17 protein-coding genes and 1 pseudogene are annotated in these 23960 nt (G+C 39.5%); 7 read left to right on the forward strand and 11 right to left on the reverse strand.

What is annotated here, in order from left to right; genetic code table 11:
* Positions 1-180: 180 nt before the first annotated feature.
* The 10 genes from LC419_RS18030 to LC419_RS18075 form a co-directional block, all read right to left on the reverse strand.
* Positions 181-2433 (reverse strand): T9SS type B sorting domain-containing protein, encoded by a 2253-nt coding sequence (locus LC419_RS18030; RefSeq protein WP_223608665.1) that lies wholly within the window; start codon positions 2431-2433, stop codon positions 181-183.
* A 158-nt stretch (positions 2434-2591) separates the two neighbouring features.
* Entirely contained in the window at positions 2592-3068 is a 477-nt protein-coding gene (gene rnhA / locus LC419_RS18035) for a ribonuclease HI (RefSeq protein WP_090025038.1), read from the reverse strand.
* 83 nt (positions 3069-3151) lie between these two features.
* Positions 3152-4741: a replicative DNA helicase gene (gene dnaB / locus LC419_RS18040; RefSeq protein WP_034723999.1), complete on the reverse strand. Its 1590-nt coding sequence runs from the start codon at positions 4739-4741 to the stop codon at positions 3152-3154.
* A gap of 415 nt (positions 4742-5156) precedes the next feature.
* Entirely contained in the window at positions 5157-7274 is a 2118-nt protein-coding gene (locus LC419_RS18045; RefSeq protein WP_223608666.1) for a T9SS type B sorting domain-containing protein, read from the reverse strand.
* Positions 7275-7378: 104 nt separating this feature from the next.
* On the reverse strand, positions 7379-9514 hold the full coding sequence (locus tag LC419_RS18050) for a T9SS type B sorting domain-containing protein (protein ID WP_223608667.1): 2136 nt from the start codon (positions 9512-9514) through the stop codon (positions 7379-7381).
* Between the two features lie 91 nt (positions 9515-9605).
* Entirely contained in the window at positions 9606-10841 is a 1236-nt protein-coding gene (locus LC419_RS18055; RefSeq protein WP_223608668.1) for an MFS transporter, read from the reverse strand.
* Positions 10842-10934: 93 nt separating this feature from the next.
* Positions 10935-11297: a hypothetical protein gene (locus LC419_RS18060; RefSeq protein WP_223608669.1), complete on the reverse strand. Its 363-nt coding sequence runs from the start codon at positions 11295-11297 to the stop codon at positions 10935-10937.
* A gap of 69 nt (positions 11298-11366) precedes the next feature.
* Positions 11367-12866, reverse strand: a complete 1500-nt coding sequence (locus LC419_RS18065; protein WP_223608670.1) for a GH3 auxin-responsive promoter family protein — start codon at positions 12864-12866, stop codon at positions 11367-11369.
* Positions 12867-12994: 128 nt separating this feature from the next.
* Positions 12995-13267 (reverse strand): hypothetical protein, encoded by a 273-nt coding sequence (locus tag LC419_RS18070; protein ID WP_223608671.1) that lies wholly within the window; start codon positions 13265-13267, stop codon positions 12995-12997.
* Between the two features lie 182 nt (positions 13268-13449).
* Entirely contained in the window at positions 13450-13842 is a 393-nt protein-coding gene (locus tag LC419_RS18075) for a hypothetical protein (protein WP_223608672.1), read from the reverse strand.
* 254 nt (positions 13843-14096) lie between these two features.
* Between LC419_RS18075 and mfd the strand changes: the two genes are divergently transcribed.
* The 7 genes from mfd (at position 14097) to pth (ending at position 23355) form a co-directional block, all read left to right on the forward strand.
* Entirely contained in the window at positions 14097-17465 is a 3369-nt protein-coding gene (gene mfd, locus LC419_RS18080) for a transcription-repair coupling factor (protein WP_223608673.1), read from the forward strand.
* Between the two features lie 598 nt (positions 17466-18063).
* Positions 18064-18885, forward strand: coding sequence for a hypothetical protein (locus LC419_RS18085; protein ID WP_223608674.1), 822 nt, complete (start codon positions 18064-18066; stop codon positions 18883-18885).
* A 3-nt stretch (positions 18886-18888) separates the two neighbouring features.
* Positions 18889-19704, forward strand: coding sequence for a hypothetical protein (locus LC419_RS18090; RefSeq protein WP_223608675.1), 816 nt, complete (start codon positions 18889-18891; stop codon positions 19702-19704).
* A gap of 7 nt (positions 19705-19711) precedes the next feature.
* Positions 19712-20455 carry a hypothetical protein gene (locus tag LC419_RS18095; RefSeq protein WP_223608676.1) on the forward strand — a complete coding sequence of 248 codons (744 nt, stop codon included), beginning with the start codon at positions 19712-19714 and terminating at the stop codon, positions 20453-20455.
* Between the two features lie 343 nt (positions 20456-20798).
* Positions 20799-21674 carry a hypothetical protein gene (locus LC419_RS18100; protein WP_223608677.1) on the forward strand — a complete coding sequence of 292 codons (876 nt, stop codon included), beginning with the start codon at positions 20799-20801 and terminating at the stop codon, positions 21672-21674.
* 98 nt (positions 21675-21772) lie between these two features.
* Positions 21773-22705 carry a hypothetical protein gene (locus tag LC419_RS18105; protein WP_223608678.1) on the forward strand — a complete coding sequence of 311 codons (933 nt, stop codon included), beginning with the start codon at positions 21773-21775 and terminating at the stop codon, positions 22703-22705.
* Positions 22706-22791: 86 nt separating this feature from the next.
* Positions 22792-23355: an aminoacyl-tRNA hydrolase gene (gene pth, locus LC419_RS18110; protein ID WP_223608679.1), complete on the forward strand. Its 564-nt coding sequence runs from the start codon at positions 22792-22794 to the stop codon at positions 23353-23355.
* Between the two features lie 396 nt (positions 23356-23751).
* Here pth and LC419_RS18115 read toward each other — a convergent pair.
* Positions 23752-23960: pseudogene (locus LC419_RS18115) on the reverse strand (hypothetical protein); the annotation flags it as partial.

The following is a 23960-nucleotide window of genomic DNA, read 5'->3' on the forward strand; positions in this document are numbered from 1 at the left end:
TAATTGTCAATTGTTTGGTTAAAATTGTCAATTTAAAATTAATTTTATGTGAATGATATAAACATTAAAATGATATTATGTTTTTCTTGTATTGGATAAAAAAATACATTATTAATTCACATGAGGTTTATATTATTAAAAAAATCACTCCGGGAAAGAGTGATTTTTTTAATAGAGATATTATTCTCTGTTTTTTACCAATACCCAGCCTGAGTATTGGGTAGCCGTATTGTTTTTGTCATTTTCATTCCAGGAGATGGAGTACCAGTAAGTTCCTGTAAGAACCTTTTTACCGGAAGCAGTTCCGTCCCATTTGAAGTTTCTGATTTTGTCAGCTTCGTAAAGTTTATTGCCATATCTGTCGTATACGATGAAAACAAGGTTTTTCTTATAAGCCAGAGCAGAATAATCAATAAAGTCATTCACGTTGTCGCCGTTTGGTGTAATGGCATTAATCAGGTTGGGAACAGTGATCTGCACTTCAACAGGTGTACAGTTGTAAAAATCTTTCACAAAAACCCTTGCTTCCCCTCTGTGAAGTCCTGTAAATGTATTTGAATCCTGCCAGTCTATACCATTCAATGAATATTTATAAGGCGGAGTTCCTCCCGATACATTGACCGTTACTGTAGTATTATTAATATCTATGCTTGTTACAACAGGATTTGCCGAAGCAATTACTTTTACAGTCTGGGTTGTGATACAGTCTCCTGTTTTTAATTTCACCCAATAGAGTCCTACGCCAACATTTTGGATAGACGGTGTTGTTGCGCCGGTGATCCATTCATAGCCATCAAAGCCGGGACCCGCGTCCAGATTGGTTCTTCCGTCGATACAGATGATTTTGTCTTTTAAAACAGAAGAAGTGACAGGAGGTAGAACAATCAGATTTACTTTAGCCAGTGCAAAACATGCATTGGAATCTGTTACTTTTACATAAACCGAAGTACTCACGGACATGTACTGAAGCGGATTGACAATTTCATTCGTTCCGGCTAAAGCATCTGCTACAGAGGTATAGTATTTTTTTGTGAAACCGCTGGTTAGGGTTGTTACGTTAGCGGAAGTAAGGTCAAATAGGGCATTCGTAATATTATTCTGTAAAAAGCATGAGCGCAACGTAACTTCTCTTACTGGTGTTTCCGGCAAAAATGCCAGGGTGATTTTTGCATTACCCGTACAGCCAAGAGGTGTCGTTACTTTTACATAAACACTCCCTGGTGCTGAAGTATAGCTGCCCGGATTGGTAATCTCATTCGTGCCTGCATTCAGGTCAGCAAGTGTTCTGTAGTATTTTTTAACCACGGTAAGGCCACCGGCCACATCCGCTGCGTTGAGGTTGAATAGTCCGTTTCCTGCTTTATTGTTGTTGCAGGCCAGCAAAGTTTTATCGGTCAGCAGAAGAGGAGCAAGGACAAGCTGTATTTTTCCATCAGGGTTGTCGCATAATATTCCTGCGTTATCTTTTACGACCACGGTGACTGTAGTGTTCGCATTGAACTGGAAGTTGGTTGGAGTTGTAATTGGAGTTGCTCCCTGAAAATAGGTGAAGGTATAGTTGGAAGGGTTGCTTACAAATTGAGAATTAAAGGTTGTTAAATTGACAGATCCGAATCCGGTTGTAGGATTTGGACAGAAAGACTGAGTAGCTGTAGCCTGCAAAATAGGAACTTTGTCCGTGTAAATTTTTACATTTTTAATGGAATGTCTTGATCTGGCCCCTCCGGTAGAAGCCGAAAATCCGAAATACCCAATCGTCATAGCAGCTGCAGTGCCTGAAGGTGCGAATGACTGGTTACAGATCAAAGTCCCGTCAATGGTAATTTTTACAATCCAGTTAACAGGATTGGCAGGATCTACCTGAGCGGTTACTTCAACATGTTTATAAGTAGCTCCCTGAAAAGGAATCGTTGTATTCAGATCCGGTGAGTGAAAAGAACTTCCTGCCGTATTGAAAAACTCTACGTTATTGGTATCCGATGTATTGGCTACCTGTCCGTAAGCCACATGGACCTTACTCATTGTTGCTGTGGTGGTATTGTTGTACGTGTCAAATCCTACAATAAAACCTACTGCATTTTGAGAAACTCCAAGACCTGAACCCAGTACACTGGCAACCGGCGGATTGGCTAGATACCAGAAGGCGATGCCATCTCCGTTGGACGTTTGGTTGGAATCCATTCTGAAATCGAATTCCACTCTCCACTTATCACAGTATTTTAGATTAATCTGATCATTCAGTCGTATAGAGCCGGATTGATTATTCGTATCCGGAGTAAGCTGAATAAAATCACCGTTTACCTGTGCAGGATTTACCATGGTCCACCCTGTAGTGCTCACCGGATTTCCGGTTAATTGATAGGTTTGGGAAAAGATTCCCCCTGACAGGAAGATCAGAAAGAGGGAAATATAAGACAGTAAAGATTTATTCATTGAATTGGGATTACTTTTAATTAGATGGTGTAAATATATTAAATCCCAATTAATTAATGCGTGTTCAATGTTAATTTTACTGAATATGATAGCAAATTTTCAATAATGATAAGGAAAACCAAAGAATGTCGTATGTGATGAGTAGCAATTTAGATTTATTAAAAAAGTGAGTTGCTCTCCAAACCTTCGAAATAAGTGTCGATTTCCAGATCAGATGAATTGGCTGCAGCTACAGCAAGTTTGTCGCAGAGTTCATTTTCGAAATGTCCTGCATGGCCTTTTACCCAGTGCATTTGTGGAGTATGCTTATTGTACATTTCGATGAATCTTTTCCAGAGGTCAGGGTTTTTTACATTTTTCCAGCCTCTTTTGATCCATCCTGCGATCCACTTTTGATTCACGGCATCCGCTACATATTTGCTGTCAGTATAAATATGAATATCGTTCTCCGAAGATTTTAGTTTTTCCATGGCGGAAATCACAGCCAGGAGTTCCATCCTGTTGTTGGTGGTTTTTCTGAAACCTTTGGAGAATGTTTTCTGATAGTTTTTTTCAGGAACACGCATAAGGATTCCGTAGCCTCCTTTTCCGGGATTTCCGCTGCATGCACCGTCAGTGTATATTTCTATTCTCAAAAGTTCAGGTATATAAAATCAGTATTCCGCAACATGTAGCTTACAGAATACTGAGCTGTTATTTAATTTAAATTGTGTGGATTCTAGAACGGGAAATCATCATCGTCATCGAAATCGTTCATGGATGAACCGGAAAGCTTTGAACTGTCCGGAAGATCAAATGCTGCACCCGGCTGAATGGTTGTCTTGATCTTGTCAAAACCACTCGGTTCATTAGATCCGAAATTAGAAGGATAACCTCCCATACCGCCATCTAACGCAGCTTCAATGTCACCAAATTTAGCAAAATGCTTTAAGAATGATAATCTCACATCGGCTGTAGCACCATTCCTGTGTTTCGCAATGATCAGCTCGGCTTGGTTTTCCGTTGGCGTTTCCGCACCTTCTTCATCGTTATCCCAAACTGCAATTTTATAGTATTCCGGTCTGAAGATAAACGATACGATATCCGCATCCTGCTCAATCGCTCCGGATTCCCTCAGATCAGAAAGCTGAGGTCTTTTTCCGGGACGGGCTTCCACACTTCTGGATAGCTGGGAAAGGGCAATCACCGGTACATTAAGTTCTTTAGCAATCGCTTTCAGGGAACGTGAGATCATGGAGATTTCCTGTTCACGGTTTCCTACTCCTTTTCCTCCGCCTCCTGCGGTCATCAGCTGAAGGTAGTCGACCATGATCAGTCTTACTCCATGCTGCATTACCAATCTTCGGCATTTCGCACGGAAGTCGAATATAGAAAGGGAAGGGGTTTCGTCAATAAATAGCGGTGCATTTTCCAGTTCCGATACATTGGAGAACAGTCTCTGCCATTCTTCATCATCCAGGGTTCCTTTTCTCAGTTTTTCGGAAGAGATTTTCGTTTCGGAAGCAATCATCCTCGTGATCAGCTGTACAGATGCCATCTCGAGAGAGAATAGCACCATGGGAATCTTGTGACCTACCGCAATATTTCTGGCCATAGACAGCAGGAATGCTGTTTTACCCATCGCGGGACGGGCTGCTATAATGATGAGGTCGGAATTCTGCCAACCTCCTGTTTCTTTATCAATATCTCTGAATCCTGAAGGAACCCCGGAAAGTCCTTCCTTGTCCTTCAAAGATTTAATGGTGTCGATAGCCTGTTTTACCAATGAGTTGGCCGTATCAAACCCTTTTTTGATCGTACCGTTCGTAATCTCGAAGAATGACTGTTCTGCTTTGTCCAGAAGTTCAAATACATCGGTAGATTCTTTATAGGAAGAGTCAATCACGTTCGCAGAAACATTGATCAGACTTCTTAAGATATATTTTTCAAGAATAACACGTACATGGTATTCAATGTGGGCAGATGAACTTACGCCCATGGTAAGATCAATGATATAATGGTCGCCACCAGCCTGGCTTAATTTATCTTCTTTCTTTAACTCCTGGATGATCGTCATAAGATCCACAGGGTGATTGCCTTCATAAAGCTTTAAAATCGTGGCAAAAATGACCTGATGTCTCGGATCATAAAATACCTCGGGAGTAAGAAGGTCAATAGAGTGGTCAAGACCTTTCTTGTCAATAAGAAAAGTTCCTATCACCAGTCGTTCAAAATCTACAGCATTGGGTGGCATTTTTCCATCCGCAATAGACAGCTCTCTTGCAAAGTTTCCGTGTGTAAGGGATGATAATGTTTCTTTCTGCGCCATGATGCAAAGATAGTTTATTTAAAAAAAATAATTAAAAAATAGTAACTAACAAGTTATCAGCATTCCTACTTAAGATGCAATGGACAGGAAGTATAAGAATGTTAGTAAAAAACGGGGATCAAAAATAGAAAAATTTCAATAATTTCTGCTTAATTGGATGAAGATTATAAGTTTTTTGATTTTAGACATCAGATGTCAGACGTGAGATTTCAGATTTTTAGATTGTGATTACGGGATGTGAATAGTGAATTTTGCTGCGCAAGTTAAATGCGAAAGTTCTCCAACTCCGGGATCCACTCCTAATAACTCATAACGCACAATTTACAACTTTTCAAACCTCTCAAACTCGTATTCGTAACCTGCAAAAAAAAGACTGCCGGTTAAGGCAGTCTTTTTTTTTGATATAAGAATAGATTTATTCTTTATTTTTTAGCAGTATCCATCCTGAATATTTCGTTTCTGTACTGTTCTTATCGTTTTCGTTCCATGAGATCGTATACCAGTAAGTTCCTGTAGGGATCTTCTTGCCTGAAGCAGTTCCGTCCCATTTGTAATCTCTCATTTTGTTGGCTTCATAAAGCTTATTTCCATATCTGTCGTACACAATGAATACCAGATTTTTCTTATAAGACAGAGCAGAGTAGTCGATCTCGTCATTGATCTTATCTCCGTTCGGAGTAATCGCATTGATCAAATTCGGTACAGTCACAGTGATCTGGATAGGGTTACAGTTGAAAGAATCCTTTAAGAAGATCTTGTTGTCTCCTCTAGGAAGCCCACTGAACGAGTTTGCTGCCTGCCATGTGATTCCGTCTAATGAATACATGTAAGGAGGAGTTCCGCCTGAAGCATTCACGGTAATGGTATTATTACTGATTTCTACAGAAGAGATCACAGGTTGCGTAGAAGCAAAAACGGTTACCGTTTGAAGCGTAAAGCATTTTCCTGTTTTCAGTTTCACCCAGTATACTCCGATTCCTACATTGCTGATGGTTTGAGTAGTTGCTCCGGTGCTCCATTCGTATCCGTCAAATCCAGGTCCTGCATCCAGTGTTGTCTTAGCTTCAGCACAGATCGTTTTGTCTTTCAGTACTGCAGATTTTACAGGAGGAAGAACTTTTAATGTGATTTTTGCGATATCATAACACTGATTGGCATTGGTTACTCTTACATAAACTTCTGTGCTTATGGTAATATAAGCATCAGGATTACCGATAGGGTTGGTTTCTGCTTTCGCGTCGTTCAGTGTTTTATAGAATTTTTTGGTTTGTCCTGCTATTGCACCTACTTCAACTTTTGTAAGGTCAAACTTAGCCTGCAGGATGTCGTTTTCTATATAACATTCTTCAACCAGTGCATCTCTTAGTGTAACTACCGGATGGAATGATAATGTAATATTACCTACTGCTGTACATCCGAATGCGGAAATTACTTTTGCATAGACTATTTTCTGAGCAGAAATATAATCGGTAGGACTGGTGATCTCGTTGGTATCAGCGTTTAGATCAGCCAGTGTCGGATAGTATTTTTTGGTACCGCCGGTAAATACATCTGCCGTGGTAAGATCAAATTTCCCAGTTCCTTCGCTATTATTGTTACATGCAAAAATGGTAGCATTCTTAGCCGTGATGCTGGCATTTACAAATTTAAACTTCCCACTGATGAAACATTTATTGACCACATTATTAGGGTCATCGGGATCCAGATATCGGATTCTGTAGTAATAATCGGTTGTTGCATTTACCGTTGCAATTGTTAGAGGATTATCTCCTGTAACTACATCATTGGTATCATTATGATAAGTAACTTTAAAATTAGGACTGTTACCGTTAATAATTCCGGCAGTAAGCGAGTTAAAGTTAAATTGTGAAGGAAGTCCGCACACCATGATCGTTGTAGGATCGGTTGGAGCAGCTCCCGGAATTCCCGGTGGAATAAAAGGGTTAGGAGCAAGAGTTGGATTGTTAAATGCGGAGCTCAAGGTAGCGGTACCACCCCAGATCAGCTTAAACCCATCAGGAGAACTTTCAAAATTATCTACAACAAGATAATAGGTTTGTCCTGCCAGTACGTCCATGTAAGGGCTCCATTCTGCCTGATTTCCTGCAGTTCCGTTGGTATTAGGTGTTGCAGGCGGCGGCACGGTCAGGCTAAGACCTGTATTTCCGTTAGGTACACGGCCAGTATAGTTACATCTTATAGGAGTTACAAAAGTGTTGTTGGTATTTAGAGAAGTACATCCATTGGTCGTAGGGCCATATACTGCAAAATCGTAATCATCCGAATTAACGTTAGGGTCAATCGTAAATGACAGTGTGCCGGATGTTGCTATTGTAAAGGTATACCATACTGAATAGTTTTCATTTCTACCCAGACAACCGTTGGCAGATAAATTCTCTTGAGTAGTTCCATGTCCTGATGGTGTGTAGGAGATATCCGAGTTTCCACAGAGTGGAATAGCTGTAACGCAGTCGGACTGTGCATAAAACACCTGCGCTACAAATAGAATTAAAAGAAGTAATGTTTTTTTCATGTTTAAAATGATTTTAGTGAAACAAGATTTGAGAAAAATAAAGTTATCAGCATTTATGTGAAAAAAAACCGCCCCGTAGAGCGGTTTTCTGTTTTTTATAATGATTATTCTCTGTTTTTTACCATTACCCATCCTGAAAACTTGAATGGTGTATTCTTTTTGTCATTTTCATTCCATGTTACAGAATACCAGTAGGTTCCTGTAGGGATCTTTTTCCCGGCTACGGTTCCGTCCCACTTATATCCGTTGGACTTATCAGCCTGATGGATTTTCGTACCATATCTGTCAAAGATGCTCAGCACAAGGCTTTGTTTTCCAGATAATGCTGAATAATCAATGACATCGTTCACGCCATCTCCGTTTGGAGTGATCACATTGATAAGGTTCGGAACTAAAACGGTAATATCTATAGGCTCACAGTCATAAGCATCCTTTACATATACTTTGTGGTCACCTCTTGAAATATTGGTGAATACATTAGAGTCCTGCCAGTTGATATTATCCATAGAATATTTGTAGTCTGGAGTTCCTCCGATAACATTCACGGTGATTGTAGTGTTTGAAATATCAATGCTTGATATTACCGGCTGCTCGGAAGCATATACTTTTACTTTCTGTAGTGTGATACAGTTTCCGGTTTTTAATTTAACCCAGTAAGTTCCTACAGCTGCATTGTTAATAGCCTGTGTAGTAGCTCCTGTGCTCCATTCGTAACCGTTGAATCCGGGTCCTGCATCCAGTGTTGTTTTGTCCTCGATACAGATGATTTTATCTTTTAAAACGCTTGAGTAAACAGGTCCCATTACGGTCAGTGTTATTTTTGCGATATTATAACATCCCTGTGCGTTGAATACTTTCGCATACACTACTCCTGTAGGTGCTGTATAAGTAAGGAAGTTTAAAATTTCATTCGTTCCGTTTACGGCATCTGCTACAGACGGGTAATATTTTTTCGTTGCTGTTCCTACAGTTACTGGCGCATTGTTAAGGTTAAATACGCCCAGTGAATGGTTAGTTTCAATGAAACACTCTCTCAAAGAAGCATCAGTTACCGCTACCAGTGGATGGAATTTCAGAGTGATTTCAGCAGTTGCTGTACATCCGAATTCATTAGTGGCTTTTACAAAAATTTTTCCTTCAGCAGATACAAACTGGTATATAGAAGGACTTGTAATTTCATTAGTTCCAGCATTCAGGTCGAACATTGTGGGATAATACTTTAACGTATGGCTGGGTAAAGCTCCAATCGTAGCAGTCGTAAGATCATACATTGCTGTTCCGGAGTTATTATTACTGCAACTTGTAAGCGTAGCATTGTTTAAAGTAAAGCTTCCATCCCTGAATTTGAATTTACCTGTAATAAAACAGCCATTCATAGGATTTGTAGGATTCGTCGGATCCTGATATGCAATTCTGTAAAGGTAAGTGGCTGTAAAGTTTACTACCTCTGAAGTAACAGGGTTTGCTCCTGTAATAACATCATTGGTTGTTTTATGATAGCTTACCTTGAAGTTGGCACTGTTACCGTTAATAATTCCAGCGCTAAGTGCCGCAAAGTTGAAAGGTGTAGCCAGTGAACATACAGTAATTTCATTCGGGTTAGCAGGGTTTGCTGCAGGCTGTCCAGGTGTTACAAACGGAAACGGAGCTAAAGCCGGATCGTTGAATGCTGAACTTAAGCTTGCAGTACCGGTCCATGTCAGTGAGAATCCATCTGGTGAACTTCTGAAGTTGTCTACTACAAGATAATAGGTCTCGCCAGCCTGTACAACCATATGGGGGCTCCATTCTGCCTGGTTTCCTGCGCTACCATTGGTGTTAGGAGGTGGCGGAGGAGGTATCGTTAGAAGTAAGCCTGTGTTTCCCTGAGAGGCACCTGTACCATTGTAATTACATCTTAAAGGCGTAACGAAAACGTTAGCGTTGTTCAAAGAAGTACAACCGTTTGTGGTAGGGCCATAAACCGCAAAGTCATAATCGTCGGTGTCTATGTTAGGGTTAATAACAAACGCTAACGTTCCGGAAGTTGCTGCCGTAAATGAATACCATACTGAAAAGTGTTCGTTTTCAGTGTCATTCAAACATGAATTTACACCAATGCCCTCCAGTATATTTCCAGGCCCGGAAGGGGTATATGAGATATCTGAGTTTCCACAGACAGATATTGCACTAATACAATCTGACTGAGCATATAAGATGCGCGAGCAGATGATTAGAAAAACGAGTAATGCTTTTTTCATAAAGGGGGATTTAAAAAAGACAAATATAAAAAATTATTAAAGTTAATTTAAAGATTTTGTGATATATTTAATAGAATGAGCATATTATTGTTTAATAATTCATTTTTCTCAGCTTGGGATTGGTACTTGCTACTAAGAGCGCTACGAGTACGGTCATGCTTCCCCCAAAGACCACAGACTTCACTACCCCGAGTAACTTTGCCATCAACCCACTTTCGAACTGCCCCATTTCATTACTGGACATGATGAATATAGAATTTACACTCAGTACACGTCCTCTGATGTGATCCGGAGTCTTCAGTTGTACAATCGTTCCCCTGATGACCACCGATATTCCATCCAGCATCCCGCTCATGACAAGGAACATAAATGAAAGCCAGTAAAGCTTGGATAATCCGAAACCAATGATGCAGAGCCCGAATCCGGCCACAGCAACCAGAAGGATCTTTCCTTGATTTTTTCTTAACGGAACCATAGCTAACAGGGTGATGATGCACATAGAACCTATGTCGGAAGCTGCATTCAGAAGTCCGAAACCTTCCGCTCCGGCATCCAGAATGTCAGTCGCAAATACCGGGATCATGGCAACAGCCCCTCCGAAAAGAACGGCAAACATGTCCAGACATAAGGCACCTAAAATTTCTTTCGTCTTAAAAATATAGGAAATACCCTCACGCATACTTTCAACCACATTCACTTCCTCCTTCTTATATTCCGAATGTTGTTGTTTCAGCTGCCAGAAAAATAAGGAAGCGATAAATATCAATGAAATAATAACGATCAGTGTCCATTTTACGCCGAAAAACCCGATAAGAAGTCCGCCAGCCGCATGTCCGCATACCGAAGAAATAAGAAAGGTAGCCTGGTTCAGCGTAACCGCATTGGGAAGATTTTCTTTTTTTACAATTTTTGGAATCATTGAAGGAACAATAGGTCCGATAAAAGCCCGGGCAATCCCTGTGAAAAAGATGACACCATATATATAGTAAGTGATCTCATGCCCGTTGAAATGCATTTCTACATTGAAAAATGCCGGAATCAGGAGCAGGCCGATCAGGAAAATATAAGCATAATTACAGATCAGGAGCAGCCTCTTTTTTTCGTTCATGTCGATCACATGACCGGCATACAGGGCACAGCTTACCGCCGGAATGACTTCCGAGAGACCAATAAGTCCTATTGAAAACGGATCTTTCGTTAATTGATATACCCACCATCCTAATAAAGTAGCAAGCATTCTGAAGGCTAAAACAATAAAAAATCTTCCTGTAAGAAGATTCCTGAATTCAACATTTTGCAATGTTTTTAACGGGGTAAAGGAAATCATGCACAAAAATAGCCCTAAATATTTATTTAAGGCTGTTTATATGCTGTTTTTTTAAATGATAAATCAAATAGGTTCCGAAAGATAAAATCTATTTTAGTCTGCTCTCAATGAGCTGATAACGATCGCTGCTACACCCGCTGCTCCAATCACGGTAGCACCTGCTGTAACTCTTGCTTTGCTTCTGTCTTTCACCGCAGCAACATTAGCTTTTGGAATGATCACTTCTGTACTGTCCTTTTTACCGGCAGTTCCGATAAGGTTTTCAGCATCCGTGTTTCGGAACAGCATCTTCTGTTTTTTGGAACCATCTTTCATGGTAACAACATACACTTTTCCAGCTTGAAGATTAGAATAATTATTTTTTGAAATGTCCTCGCTGTACTTGGTCGTTGCGCAGGATGAAATCACAAATAAGGATGTTAGTAAAGATGATTTTAAAAGTACAGATGCTCTCATTATTATTTTTTATTTTTCCAAATTTATAATTTTTTTCGAATATATGTTTTTTGAATTGAAAAAATATCTCTAAAGTTTGTAAATTTCCAATAGATCTGCAATTTTTCTGTCATTGGCCAGTCTTGGTGTTTTATTCTGTCCGCCCAGTTTACCCTGAGACTTTGCATATTCATGGAACGCATTCTTTTTCAGCAGACTGATATGAAGCGGCTGAAGAATATTTCCGGTAATAAGATCATCATAGTAAGTATTTCTCTTCCGGAGCTCAGTGTTCAGCTCATTTCTGAATGATTCTAAATTTTCCGGTTCCTTTTCAAACTCAATCAGCCATTCGTGATAAGGAAGTCCCTCGGCCGGGTTAACCTGCGGGGCAAGATGAAATTCTGTGATCTGGGCAGGGTGTTTTTCCAAAGCCGCTTTCATAGCTTCCTCAACTTCAAATGCGATCACATGTTCCCCGAAGGCAGAGGTGAAATGTTTCGTTCTTCCGCTTACCAGAATTCTGTACGGATCCTTATCGATAAATCTTACCACATCACCTATGGAATACGCCCATAAACCTGAATTGGTAGTAAGGATCAAAGCATAATCCTTATGAAGTTCGACCTCTTTAATCGTTAATCTTCTGGCATTTGGTTTACCATATTCTTCCAAGGGAATAAATTCATAGAAAATCCCATGATTGGTTAAAAGAAGAAGTCCTTCTTTGGTATAGTCATCCTGAAATGCAAAAAAGCCTTCAGAGGCAGGAAAAGTCTGAATGATGTCCACTTTTCCGCCAAGCAGATCCTCCATTTTATCGCGGTAGGGTTCATAATTGACCCCTCCCGTCACCAGAAGCTGCAGGTTAGGGAAAAGCTGTTTGATCTTCTTACCGTGTTTTTCGGTAAGTTTTTCAAAATACATGATCAACCAGGGTGGGATTCCTGAGATCAGTGTCATGTTTTCGTGTTCCGTCTCTTGTATGATTTTATCTACTTTGGCTTCCCAGTCCTCCATGATATTCGTATTCCAGCTTGGAAGACGGTTTTTCTGAAGGTAGCTAGGAATGTGATGTGCAACGATTCCCGAAAGTCTTCCGGTTTTTATGCCGAAAACTTCTTCCATTTCGGGACTTCCCTGAAGAAAGATCATTTTTCCATTCACGAAATCGGCGTTGTCTTTCTGTGCAATATAATGGAACAGGGCACTCTGAGCACCGGCAATCTGAAACGGCATTCCTTCTTTTGAGATAGGTATGTATTTTGAGCCTGACGTCGTTCCCGAAGTTTTTGCAAAATATTCCGGAGTATCTGTCCAGAGGATGTTGGCCTGTCCTTTTTTTACCCTTTCGATATAAGGTTTAAGATCTTCATAGTCGGCAACAGGAACTTTCTCCTGAAATTCCCGGATGGAATGAATGTTCTCGAAATCATGCTCCCTTCCGAAAAGAGTTTTCTGAGCCGTCTTTACAAGAGACAGTAAAAGAGCTTCCTGATTTTTCTCTGAGTTTTTTTTGAATTCCCCGGTTTTCTGAACATGCTTTTTTGCCCAGACCAGTGCCGCGTTTTTCTTGAAGAAATTTAACATGCCTCAAATTTATAAATAAGTATAGAATATGAAATCATTTTCACACGATATAGCATAAAAAAACCGGTGAATGAGTTTCACCGGTTCTTCGAAATTTGATTATGAAAATAACAACTATATGTTAAAGTTTACTTGTTGGCTTTGTACCTCTTATCCGGAGTACCGTCCTTTTTAAGGTTTTTGTTTTCTTTATACCTCTTGTCCGGTGTTCCGTCTTTTTTCATTTTCACCGCAGGTTGAGCTGTTTTAGCTGTTGCTGCTGGCTGAGCTGTTTTGGCAGCCGGAGCTTTTACTGTTTTCGTAGCTTGATGAGGAGTTGCGGTAGTGGCTGGAGCCGTTTGCTGTGCAGTTGCAAATCCTAGTCCGAGTGCTAGTGACATTGCTGTTAATAATTTTTTCATGAGGGTGTATTGTTTATTTTTTCTTGAGTAAAGATATACAAAAAGCGGGCTGAAAAACTGCGATTCAGAACCTTAACTAAAGTTTATTACTGCTTAAAAAAAACTTAAAGCGGTCGTTTTGAAAATAAAATAAGCCTGCTTTCATGACGAAAACAGGCTTAATTATAAATATGAATGTTGATTTATCTTGTACAGTTAGCTGTCCATGTTTTACCGTCTTTGATATATAAGATTTTCAATTCATTATTGTCAATTCTTATATATGATGTAGCACTACCGCCTACCATCACCAGAGTATGATCACCAGACTGCTGAAATTCCACTCCGTTAAGATCCGGAATACCGTTCGAGAATCCGAAATTATACTTCGTACCACTGGCGATTTTTGTCACAAAAACACTTCCGTTATCAGTACTGTTGTTAGTTGATCCATCATTATAAGAGATGCTTCCCTTATAAGTTCCTGCGAAGAAATCATTGTTTACAGGATCATCATCACTGCTGCACGAGGCAAAAGATAGTGTTGCCACAAATACCAGCATAAATACGCCCAAGATTCTGATTGCTTTTTTCATAATATTATTTCTTTAAGAGTTTGATACGATGAAAAGGCCAAACACCATGCCACGCAACAAAACATGATTTTTTTTAACTCTTTATTAGAAAAATTTGTATAAAATTAAGATTTGGGTATGTTTTTAGGATTTTAGTTAAGTTTGAGAAATGATTTCAAATGACCCGAAGAAAAAATTATCCTTACCTTTGTGGAGCATAAACGGTTTCGGAACACTCCCGAAATCGCTTTTGTCGTTTTATACCATTACTATTTATGCAGCTAAAACCTATTCACGAAAAGTTTCTTCCCGATCTTCTTCAGAAAGAATTCGGAAAAGAAATTTTTACTCAGCTAGAAAACAGTCAGCATATTTCCGTGAAGGGAAGTGCAGGCTCGTCGGTTTCCATTTTTGTTGCCGAACTTTTTTTAACTCAGAAGAAAACCGTTCTTTATCTGGTAGATGACAAAGAAGATGCCCTGTATGCCAATACGGAAATGGAAGATCTGCTTGGAAAGGAAAAGGTTCTGTATTTTCCAGCTACCCATCTTGAACCTTATCAGGTGGAGAAGACGCAGAATGCCAATCTTGTGCTTAGAACAGAAGTTTTAAATAAGATCAACTCCGGAAAGTCTCCCAAAGTGATTGTAGCCTACGCAGGAGCATTGTCTGAAAAGGTATTAAAGAAAGAAGATTTTAAAGCGATCTCGCATCATATAAAAGTGGGAGACCAGCTGGATTTTGATTTTGTGGATGAATTGCTGAATCATTACAATTTCCAGCAGGCGGATTTCGTTTCCGAACCTGGAGAATTTTCTGTGAGGGGAGGAATCGTGGATGTATTCTCGTATTCCTATGAAAAGCCGTACCGTCTTACCTTCTTTGGAAATGAAGTGGAAAACATCAAGACCTTTGATATTGAGACCCAGTTGTCCATTGATAAGGTCAAAGATTTTCAGTTGGTTTCCAATATGAATTTTTCCGTGACGGGAACCAGAGTTTCTTTACTTCAGCTTTTACCTAAAGAAAGTTTTGTAGTATCCAGAAACGGAGCTGTAGGGATGCAGAAGATCAGAACATTTTACGAGAGATCACTCGAAAAATATGATACATTAAATAAAGATATCGCTCACAGAAGACCGCAGGAGCTTTTTATTTCAGATCAGGAATTTCTGTTTGATTTTAAAAAGTTTAAAACCATAGATTTCGCAGGCATTTCCATGGAAGGGCTTAAAGAAATCACTGAGATAAAAGTGGAACAGGTTCCACAGCCTTCTTTCCATAAAAATTTTGAACTCCTGATTGAAGATCTGGAAGAAAAGCAGAACGAAGGTTTTGATACCTGGATCTCTTTTTCCACTGAAAAGCAAAAAGAAAGACTGGAATCTATATTTGAAGAACTGGAAAATGAACTTCCTTTTAAAAGCTTCAGATCGGAACTGCATGAAGGTTTTGTAGATCATGTACACAAAATTCTGGTGTATACCGATCACCAGATTTTTGACCGTTATCAGAGATATAAAGCCAAAAATACCTTTGCAAAATCCGAGCAGCTTACCCTGAAAGATCTCATGTCCCTGAAAATTGGAGATTATATTGCTCACATCGATCATGGAATCGGGAAATTCATGGGATTGGTTAAGGTAAATAATGACGGGAAGATTCAGGAATGTTTTAAACTAACCTATAAAAATGGTGACTTATTATATGTAAGCATCCATTCACTTCATAAAATTTCAAAGTACAACGGTCCGGACGGAAAAGAGATTGTTCTGAGTAAGCTCGGTTCGCCAGCCTGGAAATCATTAAAACAGAAAACAAAAGCCAAAGTAAAACAGATTGCTTTTGACCTTATAAGACTGTACGCAGAAAGAAAAACGGCAAAAGGGTTTTCATATACTCCCGATTCTTACCTGCAGAATGAACTGGAAGCCAGCTTTATATATGAAGATACTCCGGATCAGGAAAAGGCAACTATTGACGTAAAAAGGGATATGGAAGCGGATACGGTGATGGACAGGCTTGTCTGCGGAGACGTTGGTTTCGGTAAGACCGAGGTGGCGATTCGTGCAGCATTTAAAGCAGCAACAGACGGAAAGCAGGTCGCAGTACTGGTTCCAACGACGATTCTGGCATTCCAGCATTTCAGAAGTTTCAAAGAAAGACTGAAAGATTTTCCGGTGAATGTGGCGTATGTCAACAGATTCAGAACAGCCAAGCAGAAAACAGAAGCTTTAGACGGGCTTAAAAACGGAAAAGTAGATATCATTATAGGAACCCATCAGTTGGTAAGCAGCTCTGTTAAGTTCAAAGACCTTGGCTTGCTGATCATTGATGAAGAGCATAAGTTCGGTGTATCCGTAAAAGATAAACTGAAAACACTTAAAAATAATGTAGATACGCTCACACTAACGGCGACGCCGATTCCTAGAACGCTTCAGTTTTCACTCATGGCGGCTAGAGACCTTTCGGTGATCAAAACTCCACCACCCAACAGACAGCCTGTGGATACGCAACTGATCGGGTTTAGCGAGGAAATTCTGAGAGATGCCGTTTCTTATGAGCTTCAGAGAGACGGACAGGTTTATTTTATCAATAACAGAGTGGAGAACCTTAAAGATATAGCAGGTCTGATCCAGAGGCTGGTTCCTGATGCAAGAGTGATCACGGGTCACGGGCAGATGGAAGGCAAGCAGCTGGAAAAGAACGTCCTTGATTTCATGGAAGGGAAGTACGACGTTCTTGTCGCGACTACTATTGTTGAAAGTGGAGTAGACGTTCCCAATGCCAATACCATCTTTATCAATGATGCCCAAAGATTCGGGATGGCAGATCTTCACCAGATGAGAGGAAGGGTAGGACGAAGCAACAGAAAAGCATTCTGCTACCTGATCACTCCTCCGTATGATATGATCACTTCCGATGCGAGAAAACGTCTTGAAGCCATCGAGCAGTTCTCTGATCTCGGAAGCGGGTTCCAGATTGCGATGAAGGATCTTGAGATCCGTGGTGCAGGGGATCTTCTGGGTGCGGAACAAAGTGGGTTTATCAATGAAATGGGCTTTGAGACGTATCAGAAACTGATGCAGGAAGCTCTTGAGGAATTAAAAGATGATGCAGACTTTGAAAACCTTTTCGACAATGAAGAGGACAGACAAAAACTGTTCAAATCTGTGAAAGATGTGAATATTGATACTGATCTTGAGCTGATGCTTCCTGATTTCTATATCTCGAATACTGAGGAAAGGCTTTTGCTGTATCAGAAAATTGCAGAAATTGATAATGAAAAGGATCTTTATCAATTCGAACTTGAACTGATTGACCGATTTGGGGCACTCCCGAAAGAGGCTGTCAATTTATTAAAAAGTGTTGCGCTGAAATGGCTGGCGGCAGAAATAGGATTTGAGAAGATCGTCATGAAGAACGGGGTCTTTTTAGGATATTTTCCGGCCAATCCTCAGGACAAATTTTATCAGACGGACAGATTCAGACATATTATCAGTTATTTAACACAAAATCCTGCAGAAGCCCAGCTGAAAGAAAAGATCGGGAAAGAAGGAAACCTGCTGATGATGAGAAAAGAAAAGGTGAAAAATGTAGATGAGGTGAATGTTCTTTTGAAGACGATTATCGGACATCAGTAAGCAAAGATTCTGGTTATGGGTTTGAGAGTCGGAACGTTTTAGATTTTTGGGTTTACGGAATTCAGAGTTGAGCTTTTGAGGTAGGAGAGATTAAGGATTTGATTGTTCTCTGGTAATCATCTTAATCTCAGTCTGAATCTTTGCCTCAGCCTAAAATCTCATGTCTAAAATCTATCCCAAAATTGACCCTTCCTATTTCTTCATCTTCATCTCAACTTTGATCTGAAATCCAAGGTTAATTAGAACAAACGTACTATATTTTTTTACCGTTCCTAAAAAAAGAGATCTGAAATTGAATTTTTCGGGTCTTTTTTTATGAAAAAAAGTTTGAATTAAAGGTCCAAAAAATGTGGTATCAAGCGTGTTTTACAGTGTTTTAAAATCACAGTATAATGATAAAAAATAAGGCTGTATCTACCGTTATTACGGGCTTTGGGGGATATGTGTCTTTTAAAAGATAAAAAAAAGCGCTTCTTTGTAGTAATAATTCTACTTTTTTGTACAATTAATTCTATAGCGTAATCGCTTTATTTCTACATGTTTATGATGGGATAAATGTTTTTTTATGAATTAAATTCATACCTTTGCAGCCCATATTATGAAAAAAATTATCTATTGTTGCACAACCGTATTTTTATCGCTTTGTGTCAACGCGCAGGTGGGAATTGGGACAACTTCTCCTAAATCTACTCTCGATGTCAACGGGAAAATCACCTTAAGAAAAGAACTTAGAGTAGGCGGCACTTCAGGTCAGGCAGGAAATGCAGGATTGAACGGCCAGGTTTTGGTTTCACAGGGAGAAGGTTTGCCTCCTGTCTGGAAATCATTGAATGTTTCCTTCATGGAGGAAGGTCAGTACAAATTGATTAATTCGTACTTGTCATCAGATCAAACGGGTATTACAGCACTTTCAAACGGTATCGCGGCAGATAATGTTTACAAAAACAATGTGGGCGATGACATCACGGATGTGTCAAAAGGGAAGTGGTCTAAAATAGCCGGGCTTGAAAATAATTTTATCATTAAAAACGGAAAGAACAGGCTTACTTACCAGTTTCAGACAGGTATAGAGATGAAAGCTCCGGCTTCTGATGTTTCCCAGTCTGTCACTTTCACCTGTGGTGTTTTCAGAAACGGAAAGCTGGTGGCGGTGCGTCCGGATAAGGTTGTTTCAAACAATAATACAGAGAAATCCGGTATTCAGGATTATATTTTTACATTAAACTATACCGAGCAGAATGTTCCTGTAGGAGCACAGAAGCTTGAGGTGGCGTGTAGAAAGATCAACTCCTCAAATTCAAACTCACAGTTTACCGTCGGACGTAATGTTTCCGATACCAATACGGTTTCCAATGCATTTACCCTTGAGTCTATCATGAAAATAGATGTGATTGAATACGTTACTTATAAAAGCAATTAATTGATGAAAAATATTATATCAATCCTGTTTCTTATAGCAGGACTGTCTCTTTCTGCCCAGGTGGGAGTCAACACCAGCTCGCCAAAATCCAAACTGGACGTCAATGGTGATGTCAATTTAAGAAATAAAATCGTTGTTCTGAATGCTCCGGACAATACTCTTTCTCAGGGGAATAATGACCAGATCCTTGTTTCTCAGGGTGAAGGCTATCCACCGATCTGGAAAAGTCTCCGTATTCCGGAATACGAACCCAATAAATTCTATCTGATATTCAATAACTCCTTTTCAGACAGAACAGGAGTGAAGTTTACCAGTTCAGAACAGTCTACCATCGCTGCCAAGAATACAGCTTTCACGAAAGGCGCTGATATTTCCAGTCTTCCTGGATTTAAGAAGATCGCGGGTCTTTCACAGCCTATCAGCGTATTCAGTACAGACAGCAAGACTTATTTTCAGTTTGAAACAGTAGTGCAGGCCAATCTTCCTTCCAATGGAACGACAGATATTTCTATAGATTACGCCTGTGGTATTTTTGTTGATGACAAACTGGTGAATCTCAGACAGAGAAACCTGAAAGCAAGTAGTGCAAGCAGTACCTTCATTACCCATAATCAGATCGGGGTTGTTGCTAATCTTTCCAAAGGGCAGCATACTGTAAGTGTTGCCTGCTCAAGGTTAGGATCTTACAGTACGACAAGTGATGTTGTATTGGCCATTGGAATCAATGCAGAAACCAACATTAACAGTTTTATCGCACAGTCTTCCCTAAAAGTGGATGTATACGAAATCCCTCAGGTATTTAACCCTATTATAAATTAATCCAGTCATGAAAAAAATTATTATCGTAAAATCTTTGTTATGGGCTGTTTTGGCTCATGCGCAGGTGGGAATTAATACCCCAAACCCTGTTAATATGCTGGATGTAAACGGGGATATCAATGTAAGAAAAGAGATCAGAACCGGAGGAACGAATCTGTTGAGAGGATCCGCAGGAGCGGCAGGAACAATCCTTCACAACAATTCTGAAATGAATACGAATGACTGGAAAAGTATAAAAATAGCAGACGGACAGGGAAGTATGTCTGTATTTTCATTGAATACGGTGGCGGATCAGACCGGTGCGGTATTTTCTTCTCCAAACGGGGTTACCACTCCTTATACAGAAGGGACGGCCATCACAAGTGCATGGACTGTTCTTCCCGGAACCAATGATACTTTTTCCATCACCAATGCTGTCAATAAAGTAGCTTTTACTTTCCAGACTACAGCACAGAAGACCGGAAATACAAATGCTTCATCAGGTTTTGCATGTGGTATTTTTGTAGATAATACCCTGAGAGCGGTGAGAACGGATGTATTGATCGGTTCTGAGGGCAGTTATAAGATCTTTAATCTGAATGCTACCCTGACCAATCTTACGCCCAAAAACAATTATGCTGTAAAGGTGGCCTGTACAAAGAGGAATCTGAATTCGGGGACGCTGGGAATTGGAACGGCGGTCAACACAGAATTTCTGAATAATGAAATGTCGCAGTCTGTTTTAACTACTTCAGTGCTTCAGCCTTATTAAACATAAAAATAAATACCTGAATCCGGAACAGAATGCAGCTCAGGAATTCTGACGTTGCAAAAGAGGAGTTATGAGGTAAGAAAGATCAGCTGCAATTGCCTTTTTCAAATTTTACAATCTGTAATCAATCGGGAAGTTAATTGTAACTTACGGCGTCGATTTTTCATCATCCTGGCTTTTCACTTTAATTTTGTTAATCCGGACTCAGATCATATAACCTAAAAACATCATGTTTTTAGGTTTTTTTTGAAAAAAGATATAGATTATTACGGATTTGTTGAATAAGTAAATGTTTTCATCGAAAAAATGAATTATATTTGTAAACTCACTAAAATATTTTTTCATGGGAAAAAACTATCTTTTTAAAGTTATTGCCGGAGTATTTTTCGGACTTCTGGTTTCATGTGACAACTCTTCTTCAGACCAATTCGAACCAAGTGCGAATAATGGAGGTAATAACGGGAATACAACACCGCCCCCTGCCAGAGTGCTGGAAAAGATCACTTCTAACGCTACCGTTCTGGAAGAATATACCATGAATGGGACTGTTTTTCAGAAAGGAATGCTAAAAGACGGAAGTACCAATAATTATTATACAGGTACTGCAACCTATATCAATAACAAGATCGGGAAAATAAAATTTATCGGAAGCCTTACCGGCAGTATGGTTTATGATTTCAGTGTAAGTGAAAACAGCAAAGGTAATGTCTATAGTGCTACATGTACTGCTACAGCTGCTGTGGCTTTGGATTCTTTTATAAGTGATTATACTTTTACTTACGATGCAGATGGTAAAAAACTTGTAAAAATCCTGGAAAAAAGAAAAGTAGCCGGAAATACAGCGTACAGCTTATTTACAGAAAGTACTTTTACCTATATAGGAGACAATATTTTCAAGGCAGACTGTGCGAAAGGAACGCTTACAGGAACAGGAGATCCCAATATGACTACAGCGAAGAGAACGGTGTACAGCTACCAGAACTATGATTCCAAGATCAATCCGTACTCTACACTTCCAAAATCATTCTTTACAGCATGGAGTCTTATTCGTCCTGAGAACTTCTACAGAATCTCTCCGAACAATCCTACATCGGTATTTGTAATGCCTCCGGCTCCCGCGCCTGGTGTAGATACTCCGATGACCTATCTGTATGATGCATTTAATTATCCTGTGTCTGATAAGAATCAGGTGCTTAAATATGTGTACAGAACTTTATAAACCGGATTTGATTATCGGTTTTATTTGAATATAAATAAAAACATAACTTTTATTCAGAAAAAAGTTATATTTGTCAAAAAATAAACAATCACCTGGAAATGAAACGACTTTTCTACTTTATTTTATTAATAGCAGGATTTTCTTCAATACATTCCTGCAAAGACATGTTAGACGAAGACGGGGATCCATTATTGGATTTGAATGATACTGGAGGATTAACCGGTCCAAGAGCATTATATAGAGAAATTACAAATAAAGATACATTAGCGGAATATCACTACAGTGGACTTTTGGTAACTAAAGTGATCACAGATAGTGCTTCCATTACGGATATCGCATACAGCGGAAACAAAGTAAGTCAGGTTACCTTCAATGGATTTTTGGATCTTGATGGTAATGGAAAACTGGATAAAGACAGTGTGTCTTACAGCCAGTTATTTACTTACGGGCCTAATGACAGACTGGAAACAGTTTCTGAGAACCGTTCTGTTTTCAGAAGACCTCCACCTGTACCACCTGCAACCAATCCGGGACCTCAGACACTTTTAAGAAAGACAAAGACCCTTTACAATATCAAGTATAATGCGTCTACTGCCAAGATGGATTCCATCATTATGAGAAACGGTCCTGATGTATCGGGAACACCTTTCGCTTACACTGATTATTCCAAAACAGGATATACCTACCTTGGAGACAATGTTTCTAAAGTGGTAAGACATTACGGACCTATTGCCGGAGGTACATTCGGAAGACCTATTAATAAGTATGCTTACGAGTTCTTTAATTATGATACGGAGATCAGTCCATTTACACTGCTTCCTTCAGTATATAAAATTTCAAGACTTTTATCAACGGAAATTAATGACAGAGAAAGTCATATCTTATCTCCGAACAACCCTAAAAAAGCATCTGTAACAGATCTTTTACCTCCGATACCTTCACCGGTTATCAGAACGACCAACTACAACTACGATCCTCAGACATATATGACGAGAGGATTTGGTGTAAACTACATTTATAAGCCTTTCTAAAAAGAATCTTTATAATATACAGGCCCAATCTTCACAAGATTGGGCTTTTTTATTTTTTATCTCTTAATTTTGCAAAAAATTTCTCAATGAAATATTTAATAGTCGGTCTAGGAAACAAAGGCCCGGAATATGAAAACACACGCCACAATATAGGGTTCAAAGTAGCAGAGAAAATAGCGGAAACGCTGGAAGCTCCATTTAATACGACAAATTTCGGATGGATGGCAGAAGGAAAGTACAAAGGAAGAAAGGTATTGATTCTGAAGCCGGATACGTACATGAATCTTTCCGGAAATGCTGTAAAATTCTGGATGCAGAAAGAGAATATTCCTTTGGAAAACGTACTGATCATTACCGATGATCTTGTGCTTCCGTTCGGTACCCTGAGAATGAAAATGAAAGGTTCCGATGCGGGGCACAACGGACTGAAAAGCATCAATGAAATGCTGCAGACTCAGAATTACGCAAGACTCCGTTTCGGAATCTCTGCAGATTTTTCAGAAGGACGTCAGGCAGATTATGTGCTGGGAACATGGAACGAAGAAGAAAATGAAAAGCTGGGCGAAAGAATTGAGAAGTTCTCTAAAGCCAGTCTGTCCTTTATTTTTGCAGGAATCGGGAATACCATGTCTGCTTTTAACGGAAAGTAATTAACCTGAGCTCGGGTTAAGAAGTAAGGATTAAAAGGCTGGAGGATGGAAGTACTGTTGGGTACTAAATATTAAACAGTTACCTTTAATTTTGTTGAAGCAGTTTTAAATAATTAATAAAACCAGGCTGCAATTCTTTCTGTGGGCCTCTATAACTTATATCTTAGGGCTTCAGACCTTATTAATAAAAACAGAAAGGTCTTATCCCGAACTCAGGTTGATGTATAATTGTTTTGGGTGGAATGATAATATATTATGGATTTCCGTGAAGTAATTCACATTTTTTCCTTCATTTATCACTCCGGCATGAGAAAAAAGAAGCAATAATTCCAAGTAGGAAAACGAATTTTAATAGACGTTCCATCATTTTATTGTTTTTAACCTGCTGCTTTTCTATCAGAACCCATAGCTGATGCCGGCGGTAACAATACCCTTGTTTCCATATCCTACTTCAGCAAATCCTGCCAGTTTTTTGCCGACTCTTAATCCCGCAGGACTTACCTGATAGGCAAAGCCAACTTTGCTGTCTTTGGCAGTCTGGCCGTTTTTACGCTCTGTTGACGAAGTAAGATTAACACCTGCCGCTGCCGAGCCATAAAAATTCA

The sequence above is a fragment of the Chryseobacterium sp. OSA05B genome, from assembly GCF_019970065.1.
GTDB lineage: Bacteria > Bacteroidota > Bacteroidia > Flavobacteriales > Weeksellaceae > Chryseobacterium.